Annotated in this window: 8 protein-coding genes and 1 tRNA gene; 6 read left to right on the forward strand and 3 right to left on the reverse strand. The window is 69.2% G+C overall.

The window, feature by feature from the left end; all coding sequences use genetic code 11:
- Positions 1–61: 61 nt before the first annotated feature.
- Complete coding sequence (locus L3V18_RS03535; RefSeq protein ID WP_237053205.1) at positions 62–1,978, reverse strand: formylglycine-generating enzyme family protein; 1,917 nt, start codon at positions 1,976–1,978, stop codon at positions 62–64.
- Positions 1,979–2,142: 164 nt separating this feature from the next.
- On the opposite strand from L3V18_RS03535, the gene rnd reads away from it, so the two are divergent.
- The 6 genes from rnd to L3V18_RS03565 all read left to right on the forward strand — a co-directional run bounded on the left by rnd (position 2,143) and on the right by L3V18_RS03565 (position 9,665).
- Entirely contained in the window at positions 2,143–3,237 is a 1,095-nt protein-coding gene (gene rnd, locus L3V18_RS03540; RefSeq protein WP_237053206.1) for a ribonuclease D, read from the forward strand.
- Between the two features lie 240 nt (positions 3,238–3,477).
- Positions 3,478–3,553: transfer RNA gene (locus tag L3V18_RS03545), tRNA-Ala, on the forward strand.
- 180 nt (positions 3,554–3,733) lie between these two features.
- Entirely contained in the window at positions 3,734–5,677 is a 1,944-nt protein-coding gene (locus tag L3V18_RS03550; protein ID WP_237053207.1) for an AsmA family protein, read from the forward strand.
- Positions 5,678–5,852: 175 nt separating this feature from the next.
- Positions 5,853–7,250 (forward strand): PQQ-dependent sugar dehydrogenase, encoded by a 1,398-nt coding sequence (locus L3V18_RS03555; RefSeq protein WP_237053208.1) that lies wholly within the window; start codon positions 5,853–5,855, stop codon positions 7,248–7,250.
- Positions 7,251–7,380: 130 nt separating this feature from the next.
- Positions 7,381–8,529, forward strand: coding sequence for a heparan-alpha-glucosaminide N-acetyltransferase domain-containing protein (locus L3V18_RS03560; protein ID WP_237053209.1), 1,149 nt, complete (start codon positions 7,381–7,383; stop codon positions 8,527–8,529).
- A gap of 23 nt (positions 8,530–8,552) precedes the next feature.
- Entirely contained in the window at positions 8,553–9,665 is a 1,113-nt protein-coding gene (locus L3V18_RS03565; protein ID WP_237053210.1) for a serine hydrolase, read from the forward strand.
- A 189-nt stretch (positions 9,666–9,854) separates the two neighbouring features.
- Here L3V18_RS03565 and L3V18_RS03570 read toward each other — a convergent pair whose 3' ends face one another.
- Both L3V18_RS03570 and L3V18_RS03575 read right to left on the reverse strand, forming a co-directional pair.
- Complete coding sequence (locus L3V18_RS03570; RefSeq protein ID WP_237053211.1) at positions 9,855–11,393, reverse strand: hypothetical protein; 1,539 nt, start codon at positions 11,391–11,393, stop codon at positions 9,855–9,857.
- Between the two features lie 46 nt (positions 11,394–11,439).
- Complete coding sequence (locus L3V18_RS03575) at positions 11,440–12,354, reverse strand: hypothetical protein (RefSeq protein ID WP_237053213.1); 915 nt, start codon at positions 12,352–12,354, stop codon at positions 11,440–11,442.
- Positions 12,355–12,361: the final 7 nt, after the last annotated feature.

The following is a 12,361-nucleotide window of genomic DNA, read 5'->3' on the forward strand; positions in this document are numbered from 1 at the left end:
ACGCTCCTCATGTCCTGCCCCGTTTCCGCCTCGCCGGTTGATCATCGACCGGGCCGGCCGTTCAGATCTCGCGCACGACCCGGAATCCGACCCGGGCATTGGTGGTGTCGCCGCGTACCGACAGTCGCCAGGCCGAGCGAGTCTGTTCCGGCGAACTCGCCCAGGAGCCGCCCCGAACCACCTTCTCGCGACAGCCCGGATTGACCCAGGCGTGGCCGTCGCGCGGCGCACGGCGGTAGTTGTCGTGCCAGCAATCGGCGACCCATTCGCTCACATTGCCGGCCATGTCGTGAAGCCCGTACGCATTGGCGGCATAGCTGCCGACCTCGGCCGGCCCCCAGGCGCCGTCGCCGTAGCCCTCGAACGCGTTGCGCCAGCGGCGGCCGCTGGGCGACGTGTCCAGGCCGCCGGTGAAGTTGCCGGCACCGGCCGGCGGTGCGCCGTCGCCCCACGGGAACCGGCCCTGGCTGCCCGCACGCAGTGCGTACTCGAACTCCGCCTCGCTCGGCAGCCGGTAGGTGTGACCGGTCTGCTCGGACAACCAGCTGGCATAGGCGGCGGCATCGGCGGCGCTGACGTGGACGACCGGCATGTCGTCGTCGGCCGGCCTGCCCGTGTATCCGTCTTCCGGGCCGGCCCCGCCGCGACGGACCAGGTTGCCGCTGCGCTCGTCGTAGACGGTCGAATAGCCGCGGCGGACCGCGCGCGGCTCGTTGCCGGTCGCCTCGACATAGCGGCGGAATTCGGCGACGGTGACCTCGGTCCGCGCGACCGCAAGCCCGCGATCGAAACGGATGTTGCGGGTCGGCCGCTCGCTGTCGCTGGCACCTTCCTCGTCGTCGGCCGCGCCCATCGTGAACGCGCCATGCGGGATCACCACCATCTGCGGCCCGCGGCCCCCGTTCTTCAACGCATCGGTGAACACCTGGCCAGGGCGGAACAGGCCGTAGTGGGTCGCCAGCTCGATCCGCTCGCGCAGTTCGGCCGCGGCCGGATCGCCCTTGGGCGCGATCCGCAGCAGTTCGGCCAGGTGTTCACGGGCGGTGTCGAGGCCATCCTCGCGCGACAGCGCCGCGATGCCGAGATCGCGCAGGTCGCCGATCCGCGACGCCCGCTTCGCCGCGATCCGCTGACGGGCGTGGGCGACGGTGTCGTTGCCGGGCCGGACCTTCGCCGCACGCGCAAGCTCGGCCTCGGCCCGTTCGTAGTCGTAGGCTTCCGCCGCCTGCTCGGCGCGACGTATCAGCGCGCTTTCCGACGCAGCCAGACCCTGCAGCGCGCGCGCGTCGCCTTCGCGCAGCTCCAGCGCATGGCGGAAATGCGCGACGGCTGCATCCTTGCCATCGTCAATGCGACCGGCCTCCAGCGCCCGTTCGCCGGCACGACTGGCCTGCTGGACCCGCTCCATCGACTCCACGCGTTCCAGATAGGCGACGACCGGCTCGGCGTCGGCGGCGACCGCGCGGGCGACCGCGACGACCTGCTGGGCCCGCTGCAGGCCCTCGGGCGCGGTGTCGATCCCGGCCAGGGCCGCGTCGCCCTGTTCGATCAGCGCCGCGATCGCCCGCTGCAGGCCCTCGTCGGCCTCGCGGGCGGCCTCGGCATCCTCGCCGGCATGAGCCTTGAGCGCCAGGTAGATCGGGATGGCGCTTTCCGAATCCTCGTACAGATTGCCGGCCTGCAGCGCCTCGTCGGCCCCGGCCTGCAGCGCCTCGACATTCTCATCGGTCACCGAGACCGTTGGCGTCTGCCAGTCCGGGACCGGCCCCAGCGCCTGATCGTCGCTGACGGTGACGCTTGGCCCGGCCTGCTCCTTGGCCTCCGGGGCCTGAGCCTCGACGCCCTGCTGCGCCGGCTCGCGCGAGCATCCGGCCAGCACCACGGCGATCGACACCAGCAGCGCGACCACGCCTGCCAGAGCGCCACACCAGCGTGAACGGGCGGCAGCCGCACGGCCGCCCGCGGCGGCGGACGTCATGCGCTGATGGATTGGAATCGTCGCTCGCAAACGTCCTCCGTACGGGTCCGCGGGGCCTGTGCACGGACCGCCACGGGCGGCGTGCCCGTTATCGTGCCCGCTGAAAGTAGGCTATTGTCGCCCGCTCCAGCAACTTCCGCCCGGCCCTCCGCCCGACGCCGCCAGTGTCCGCCCCGATCACCGACCCCACCGCGCTCCAGGCGCGCTTCGCCCCCCGCCCCGCACGCATCGGGCTCGACACCGAATTCATCCGCGAACGCACCTACTGGCCACAGCTGGCGCTGGTGCAGATCGCGATCGATGGTCCGGAGGGACCCGATATCGTGCTGGTCGACCCGCTCGCGCCCGGTATCGTCGAGGCGCTGGCCCCGGTGCTCGCCGACCCGGCGATCCTCAAGATCATGCACAGTCCCAGCGAGGACCTCGTCGCGTTCAGGCACGCCTGCGGCACGGTGCCGGCGCCACTGTTCGACACCCAGCTCGCCGCCGCCCTGGCCGGGATCGGCAGCGGCCTGGGTTATCAGAAGCTGGTCGAGCAGTTGACCGGAGTGACACTGGCCAAGGGCGAGACCCGCTCGGACTGGCTGCGCCGGCCGCTGTCCGCCTCGCAGCTCGAATATGCCGCCGACGACGTCCGCCACCTGTTCGAGCTGCACGACGTGCTCGATCATCGCCTGGGCGAACTCGGCCGTCGCGACTGGCTGGCAGAGGACGCCGCGCGCACCGTCGCCCTCGCCGCCAGCGACGCGCTGGAGCCGTGGCCGCACCTGTCGATGCGCAGCGCCCAGTTCCTCGACATCGATGCGCAGCGGCGCCTGCTGCGGCTGTTGCGCTGGCGGGAATCGCATGCGCGACAGAGCGATCGCCCGAAGTCCTGGATCCTCGACAACGAACTGGCAGGCGCCCTCGCCCGCAATCCGCCGATCGACCTGGCCGGGCTGCAGCGCGAGTTCGACAGCCATCCGAAGGCCCCGCGCAAGCTCGCCGCGACCGTGTGGGAGGTGCTGAACACCCCGCTCGACGACGAAACCGACATCCCCGACGCCGGCATCGCCGAACGCCGCGACCGCAACCGCCTGCGCAGACTGCAGAGCGCCGTGGCCGCGCGCAGCGCCGAACTGGGCCTGCCCGACGGCGTGCTCGCGTCGCGGCGCTGGCTGGAAATCCTGCTCGACCAGGGCACCTGGCCCGACGCCCTCGCCGGCTGGCGCCGCGAAGCGCTGGAGCCGACCCTGGCGCCGCTGCTGGCGGAAGGCTGAACCGCGGGCCGGGCGCCCCTTCGACACTGCGGCGGGCGGTTCTTTCCACCCCAGGCAGGCACCCGGGCTTCCGGCACCGGCTCCGTACCGCATCCGCGCCTCGGGCCGGCTCCGATATCTGCGTCGGCACCGGTATTGCGGAACCGCTGCAGGCGGGAATCCCTCCTGTCCTGCGGCCCGGCGCACGCGCTACCGGGGCTTGGCGGATGCGGCGGCGCCCGCTACACTTGCCGCCTTCGTGGGGCGGTAGCTCAGCTGGGAGAGCGTCGCGTTCGCAATGCGAAGGTCGGGAGTTCGATCCTCCTCCGCTCCACCATTCATCCAGCGCTAAAGTTCGAGGAAGGCCGGCAACTGTCGCGAAAGCGGCGAATTCCGGCCTTTTTTCGTTTCTCCGCCCGGAATCCCGCGACGGGTCCGCGCTCCGTCGATCGCCACCATTCACCCGGACTTGACCGGGCGCCGCCGATGGTGGACCGCAAAGCGCCGGCCCACTCGCATGTCACCGCAACAGCCCGCCTCCCCCCGTCCGTTCGCGGCGGTCGCGCGCCATCCCTGGTGGAGCGCGGTCGCCGGACTGATTGTGGCCACGATCGTGCTGGCGCTGTTATGGGATTGGAACTGGTTCAAGGGCCCTGTCGAGCGGATCGTCGAGGCGCGCACCCGGCGCAGTTTCGAGATCGGCGGCGACCTCGACGTCCGGCCCGGCCGCATCACCCGCATCCATGCCGGTGCGGTGAAGCTTGGCAACGCGGCCTGGTCGGAGCACCCCACGATGGCCAGCGCCGCACGCCTGGAGCTGCAGGTCCGCACGTTGCCGTTGCTCGCAGGCCGGGTGCGGATACCCGAGATCCGGCTGACCCAGCCGCGATTGCTGCTGGAAGCGAATCCCGATGGCGGCGGCAACTGGAACTTTCCCGCCGGCGACGACGGCGAGCCGGTCCGGCCACGCGGGCTCTGGATCGACGACGGGCGGCTGCGGTTCCTGGACGCGTCGCAGAAGACCGACATCGACCTTTCGCTCTCCAGCCGCAGCCCGACGCCGGGGACCGTCGCTCCCGTGGAAGTCGCCGGCAAGGGCCGCTGGAAGGGCGCCGCGTTCGAGCTGGAAGGCCGCGCCGAGTCACCGCTGGCGCTGCAGGACGAAGCCCCGTCCTACCGGATCGATCTTCGTGCACGCGCGGGCAACACGCGGGCGCACGCACGCGGCGAACTGGTCGACCCGCTGCGGCCGCGGGACTTCGACCTGCAGCTGGAGCTGTCCGGACAGGATCTGGACGAACTCTATCCGCTGATCGGCATCGCGCTGCCACCGACCCCGCCCTACGCGCTCGACGGCCACTTCAGCCGGATCGGCGACACCTGGCGCTACGACGGCTTCAACGGAAAGGTCGGCGACAGCGATCTGGGAGGCTCCGCCAGCGTCACCGTCTCCGGGCCGCGTCCCTACCTGCGTGCCGATCTCGTATCGAAGCGGCTGGACTTCGACGACCTCGCGGGTTTCGTCGGTGCCACGCCCCGCCTGGATGCCGGTCACGGCGCCTCAACGGGTCCGGAGCCGGAACCGCAACAGCCGGACGCCAGCGGTCGCGTGCTTCCGGACACGCCTTATCGCCTGGACAAGCTGCGCGCGATGGACGCACAGGTGCGCCTGCGCGCGCTACGCATCGATGCGCCGCGACTGCCGCTGGACGACCTGGATACCAGGCTCGAACTGGAAGGAGGCGTACTCCGGCTGAAGCCGCTGGACTTCGGCGTCGCCGACGGCCACGTCCGCGCCGACATCCGCATGGACGCGCGCCAGGACACGATCCGCACCCGGGTGGACGGCAGCGTGCGTGGGATCGCCCTGGACAAGCTGTTCACCGACGCGCAGCTGACGGAAAACGCCTTCGGCAAGATCGGAGGCCACCTTGCGATCTCCGGTACCGGCAACTCCGTCGCGGACATTCTCGGCAGCGCCGACGGCGATATCGCAGTCGGCATGGGACGCGGGCAGATCAGCAACCTGCTGCTCGAATACGCAGGCCTGGACATCGCCGAAGCACTGCGCTTTCTGCTGACCGGCGACCGCAACGTCCCGATCCGCTGCGCATTCGGAGACTTCGGCGTCGACGACGGCGTCATGACGTCACGCACGCTGGCGTTCGATACTACCGACACCATCATCGTCGGTGAAGGCGAGATCAGCCTGCGCGAGGAAACGTTCGACCTGGAACTGCGTCCACGCCCGAAGGACCGCAGCATCCTGACGTTGCGCTCGCCGCTGGTACTCGAAGGTACGTTCCGGGACCCGGACATTCATCCGGACATGGGCCGACTGGGCGTACGCGGCGCGATCGCGCTCACCCTGGCCAGCGTCACGCCGCCTGCCGCGCTCCTGGCCACGCTGGAAACCGGTGGCGGCGAGGATCACGGTTGCGGCGGCCAGTACGCCGAATGACGCCGCAGCAACTGCATCCGGACGCGACAACGGCGAACCTTTCCTTCTCGCCGGCTTGCCATCGAGTTAATGCCGCCGGATGCAGGCTGGTCGCGATGGCCGCCACCGCATGACGTCCCACGAGGACATGAAGAGGCCGCTGCCATCCGCCATCGTGTCCGTACAGGAGCCTGCGATGAGTTCCCCGCTTTTCGATCCGAGGGCTGCCACTCTGTCCACCGCATTGGCCGTCCTGATGCTTGCCGCGTGCAGCAGCCGCGGCATTCCGCCCGGCGATTCCACGCAGCAGCCGCAACCGGCGCCAGCCGGAACCCACGGTCAGGGCACCGGTCCAGACCCCGAACTTCCGGAACCCCGAACGTCGTTGATACCTACCGTCGACATCGCGCCGGCGGTCGGCTGGGCAGGCGACGCGCAGCCGACGCCGTCGGAAGGCTTTGCGGTCAACGCATTCGCACGCGACCTCGACCATCCACGCACGGTCTACGTGCTGCCCAACGGCGACGTGCTGGTTGCCGAGAGCAACGCCCCACCGCAGAAGGTGGACCTGAGCCTGAAGCGCAAGGCCATGGAAGCGGTGATGAAGCGCGCCGGCGCGGGCGTTCCGAGCGCCGACCGCATCACGCTGCTGCGGGACGCGGACGGCGACGGCGTCGCGGAAACACGCACGACCTTCCTGGAAGACCTGATGTCGCCGTTCGGCATCGCACTCGTTGGCGATACCCTGTATGTCGCCAACGCCGACGCGCTGGTGAAGGTGCCCTATTCCGAAGGCACGACCCGGATCACGACCACTCCGACGCAGGTCGCGGCACTGCCCGGAGGACCACTCAATCACCACTGGACAAAGGCGCTGCTCGCCAGTCCCGACGGCAGCCGGCTGTACGTCGGCGTCGGCTCCAACAGCAACGTCGGCGAGAACGGCATGGAGATGGAAGTCAACCGCGCGGCGATACTCGAAGTCGACGCAGACAGCGGCGCAACCCGGGTGTTCGCTTCCGGCCTGCGCAATCCGACCGCGCTGGACTGGAATCCGGGCACCGGCATGTTGTGGGCGGTGGTGAACGAGCGCGACGAACTGGGCGACAACCTGGTTCCGGACTACCTCACGTCGGTGCGGGACGGCGAGTTCTACGGCTGGCCGTACAGCTACTTCGGCCAGCATCGCGATCCGCGCATCGACGAGGAGCAGCAGCGGCCCGATCTGGTGGCGAAGGCGGTCGTGCCCGACTACGCGCTGGGCTCTCACGTCGCGCCGCTCGGTCTGGCTTTCTATACAGTCGATTCCGATGCGCGGCAGGCGCTGCCCGATCGCTACCGCAACGGTGCCTTCATCGGTTTGCACGGTTCCTGGAACCGCTCTCCCAAGGTGGGATACAAGGTGGTGTTCGTGCCGTTCTCGGGCGGAAGGCCGGCGGGACCGATGGAAGACATCCTCGGCGGCTTCGTGAATGCCGATGGCGAGGCGCAGGGCCGGCCGGTCAGCGTAGCCGTCGATGCGCACGGCGCCGTGCTGGTCGCCGACGACGTCGGCAACGCGATCTGGCGCATCACCGGGACGGCTACGCCGTGACCTGCGGCCACCTGGCCCGCCGTGCCGGGGCAGGATCCCGACGCAGCCCACCCAGGTTCCACGCCCCTCGACAATGGCGTGAACGGCGTGGACCGGCCATCCCGCAGCATGATCCGGAGAGTCGCTCCTGATGGCCAATGACAGCGCCACCGGCTCGCGCACCGCCGCAAATGACCAGGGCCGGACGGCCGCGGCGATCTCCGGCAGCCCGGCCCATGGACGCATCGAGGCGATCGATCTCGCCCGCGGGGTTGCGGTATGCCTGATGATCCTCAGCCATGGCGTCAACGGCCTGCTGGAGTTCGACGACTTCGCGGACTGGGGCATGGTGCCGTTGCATGCGATCACCAAGTTTGCCTCGTCGCTGTTCATCATGGTGTTCGGCATCGCGCTGGCTGTCGCCTTCGTACCGAAAACGGGCACGACGGACTGGCCACGGCGGCGCAACAGGTTGCTGTGGCGCGGACTGGTGGTGCTGTTCTGGTACAAGGCGCTGACCGTGGTCGAGATGTATGCGCAACACGATCGCGAAGCGATCCTCGGTACGTTGCTGTATCGCAACTTTCCCTCCTACGTCGAGATCCTCGGCTTCTACGCCATTTCGCTGCTGTGGATTCCATGGCTGCTGCCGATCTGGGCGCGTACGCCCGCTCCGTTGCGTTGGGCGAGCCCGGCATTGCTGGCGCTGGCGTCATGGTGGCTGCTGGAAAACTTCGACTTCTGGGGCGTGCCGCAATTGCAGGCGATCCTGGTCGAGCACCCCGACTACTACACCTGGGGCCAGCTCTCCCGTGGGCCGCTGGTGCTGCTGGGCATGCTGATAGGCGGCGTGCTGCTGCGCTGCCATGCCAGCACGCGCGCACGTCTGGCGCTGGCCGGCACGCTGGCGCTGGTCGCGGTGGGGCTCCTTGTCGCCTTCCGCGTGCAGGCGGGCGCCGGACTCGACGACCAGTTGCAGGCGATCGCCCGCAATGCCGGCAAGCACCCGCCCGAACTGATGTTCATGCTGTTCAGCATGGGCGGGGCGTTCGGCCTGCTGGCGCTGTCCATCGCCGGCGGCGGATGGCTGGCGCGCGTCCTGCGACCCGTTACCGTCATCGGCAGCGACGCGCTGATGGCCTTCGTGTTCCACATCGTGGTGATATTCGTCCTGTTCCGCGATGCACTGGGCTATCTGCACGACGTGTCCTACGGGTTCGCGCTGACCTTGAGCCTCGGACTGGTGCTGGCCACGGCGGCCTGGATCTGGCTGCTGCGGAAGGTTCAGCGCAGGTCGTGACCCTGCCCGCAGGCTCTACGACGATGATCCGGGCATTCCGCATTCTTCTCGTCATCCTGGCGTTGGCGACGACCGGCCGGGCCAGCGCCCAGCCTCTACCGGTCGTGCCGCCGCCGGCATGGACCGGGGCGTTGCGCGACAGGCTCGAAACGGTCGATGCGGGCTTTCCGGGTGAGATCGGCGTGTACGTCCACCACGTCGGCCTCGACGAATCCTTCTCGTACCGCGCCGAGGAGCGCTGGTATCTGGCTTCGGGAATCAAGGTGCCGGTGGCGATCACGGTGCTCCGCCGCATCGAGGACGGAGAGCTCGCCCTCGAGTCGCGTATCCGGCTGCAGCCCGGCGACTACGTGGACGGCGCCGGGCAGACCAACGCCCATCCCGTCGGCACGCCGCTGCGCATCGACTACCTGCTAGAGCAGATGCTGGTCTACAGCGACAATACCGCCACGGACGCATTGATCCGGACCGTCGGCCTGGACTCGGTCAACGCGGTGGCGGCCGAACTGCTGGAGGACGGCGGCTTGGTGATCACCAGCCTCGCCGACGTCCGCCGTCGCGCGTACGGGATGTTCCACCCCGGTGCCGCGGACCTCGATTCGCAGGACATGTTCGCCCTTCGCCGTGCCGCGGTCGGTCCCGCACGCGTCCACCAGCTTGCGGAACTGCTGGGCGTGACACCCACCGATTTCCTGTACCCCGACCTCGACAGCGCCTTCGAGGCGTACTATGCCACCCACGTCAATTCCGCGCCGCTGCAAGACTTCGGCCGCATGCTGACGAGGCTCGCGGATGGGCTGGCTTTGGGCCGGGAGGGAACGGCCTACCTGCTCGACACGATGACGCGGGCGAAGACCGGCGCGCGGCGGATCAAGGCCGGCCTGCCCCGCCACGCGCGCTTCGCGCACAAGACCGGAACCCAGCATCGCCGCGCCTGCGACATGGGCATCGTCACGATGCCGGTGGACGGCAGCGTCGAGCAGGTGGTGATAGTGGCCTGCGTTCGCGGAGTAGCGTCCACCGCCAGGAACGAACGCGCCCTGCGCGAGGTGGGCAACGCTGTGACCGCGTCCGGCGTGCTTGCGCGGAAGACGCCCATAACCAAGGAGGCGACGCCGTATCACCGGCTGCCGTGAAGACCTCCTACATGGTTGTGGGATGTCTTTAAAACAGCTGTCCGTGGTACCTCCCAGTTGCTGTCTCTCTCAAACGGCTGGGGCCGCCGTCCACTCTTCAGTATCTTTCCAGAGGACACGCTGGCTGCACTTTCCCTTCTTCAGACATCTGAGACGGCATAGGCCTGGTAGAAAGCTCTGCGCTAACGGTCAACGACGGCCACCCGTCGTGGCTCCACCTGTCGTGGCTCCACCCGTCGTGGCTCCACCCGTCGTGGCTCCACCCGTCGTGGCTCCACCCGTCGTGGCTCCACCTGTCGTGGCTCCACCTGTCGTGGTTCCACCTGTCGTGGTTCCGCCTGTCGTGGTCCCGCCTGTCGTGGTCCCGCCTGTCGTGGTCCCGCCTGTCGTGGTTCCACCTGTCGTGGTCCCGCCTGTCGCTGCTCCGCCTGTCGTGCCACGCCCACCCGCCTGCGGGCGTTGAGGGGTGCTGTTCGGTCTCGGCACTTCCAGCGGGGTTTCCGCCATCGAGGTCTGGCCGGCTTCGCCGATCGCGGTGTCCATCGCGCTCCGGCGGGCGCGTTCCGACTCGTGCTGGGCCTGCAGGCGGGCGGTGCGCGCGGCGGAAGGATCGGCTTCGGCGACCGGATTGATCGAGGCGTTTCGGATGCGGTCGGCCTGGGCTTGCGCCGCCATTCTGTTCAACGGCAGGTAGTCGCTGCGGAAGTTCAGTTCGACCGAGGAGTTGAGTTCCAGATCGGTGTTCATCTCCTCGGTGCTCTGGTTGCGCTGGGTCGAGACGTAACCGATGTTGTTCTCGATCTCGGCACTGGCGCCCCAGGGCCCGACCCCGAAGCTCCCCGCGGCACGCACCCGGTTCTGCAGGCTGAACTGGCTGCCGCGGTCCTCGCTGGCGGCACTGCGGGTGTCGACGTGGAAACGCATCGCCGCATTGATGCGGCCGCTGTCGATGACGATCCGGTGCATGCCCATCATCACCATCGTCGCCAGCATCTGCTGCCGCTGGCGGGCCAGGTAGCGGCGCGCCAGCGGCACCAGCTGTTCGGGATTGCTCGCATCGACGGACTCGCCGGGCTCCATGCCGAGGGTCGCGCGGATCGCCTCCTCGTCCGGCATCGAAGCTCCGCTGCGCAGCCGCAGACGACTCTCCGCGACCTCCTCCGGATCAGGCTCGAAATCGGGGTCTGGAGTCTCGTACTCGATCGAGTCCGGAAAATGGTCGGCCACCCATTGCCGCACCTGCGCGAGGCCGAACTGGGTCTGTTCGAAGCCTTCCGCCGAAGCCGACACTGCGTTGAGCAGTTGCACGTACTGCTGCATCTGCTGGGTACTGGAATCGAGCATCGCGCGGAACACACCGTTGATCAGGTCGGTCACGAAGCGCGGGAACGACACCGCATTCAGCACCGCCTGGGTGGTGCCCGCGACGCGGTCCGCCGCCGCCGCGAATCCCGGCTGCGATTGTGCCCGGGCCATGGGCATCGGCGCCGGCCGTCCCTGGTCGCCACCGCCGAGCTCACGTACGATCGCCTGCTGCGCCTGGCCCTCCTCGTCGATGAGTTCGGCGGCCAGCGCCGAGACCCGCACCATCGCGCCTGCCAGCGAACGGCGGTCGTCGGCCGAGAGATTGCGATAGTTCGGCGCCCGTTCCAGCACTTCGCGCACCGCGCTGCGGATCCACGGTGCGGGCGCCTGCCCGCCCCTGGCAACCACGGGCGGCGACGCCATCCCGGAAGAGGAACCATGAAAACCGGGGGCCGCCACGGCCGCCATCTCAGGCCACCGCCGGCAATGCGGGAAGCGCCGTTCCACCCGTTGTCGCCGCCTGCCTGTCATTCTCGATCCGGCCGCTCAGCCAGCGCTGGGCCGCGCCGATCAGCTCAAGGTCGCCCGGATCGACTGTCGGAGCCGGCGTCCCTGCATGATCGGCCAGCCACAGCAGCACGGTCTGGCCGGCGCGGCCGAGATCGACGTGGCGTTGCACGAGACCCGCTCCCTGCCCCCGGGTGTCACCGGCGACCGCGACCAGCGCCCACAGCGAATGAACGCCGAATGCGGTCTGCAGCATGCGATCGCGCATGAATCCCAGTGCCTGGTTGATGTTCTCGACGATGTCGCGTGCGGCCATCGCCGCCATCGGGTCGACCCGCAGCGACAGGAACTCGGCCAGCGAGCCGATCGCCGTTTCCAGCACCACGCGTTCGCGGATGTCGCTGCCGTCGGCCTGGACGACGATGGCTTCGCACAGCCCGGCCATCAGTTGATCGAAGTACGGCGGCTCGATCGCCCGGGCGAAGATCGCAGCGCGTTCGCCCTCGCCCAGACGCTCGCGCCGTGCGCGCCAGAAGTCGTTGAGCAGGCGTGCAACCGGGCCGATCGGCTGGGTGATCGCGCCGCTGGCGAACAACCCGGCGATCAGTTCCGCGGTCGCCAGCAGGCCTGCATCCTCGAGCTTGGCGGCGAAGTACAGCGGCGCGGCCGCACGCAGCCGGACCCGGTCGAGACCGCCGGCCGGACCAGGCGGCAGATCGATCGCGCCCAGTTCGTCGATGCCCGGGCCGGCCAGCGCCGATGCGAGCACGTTGCGGTCGCCCAGCACCGCCATCGCCAGCGACAGTGAGCGCAACAGCCCGTCGTGCTCGTGTCGTGGAAGGAGACAGACATCCGGTGGTGGCGGGGCCAGGCGCATGCGCGTG

It is taken from the genome of Marilutibacter chinensis, from assembly GCF_021725675.1.
In the GTDB taxonomy this organism is placed as follows: domain Bacteria; phylum Pseudomonadota; class Gammaproteobacteria; order Xanthomonadales; family Xanthomonadaceae; genus Marilutibacter; species Marilutibacter chinensis.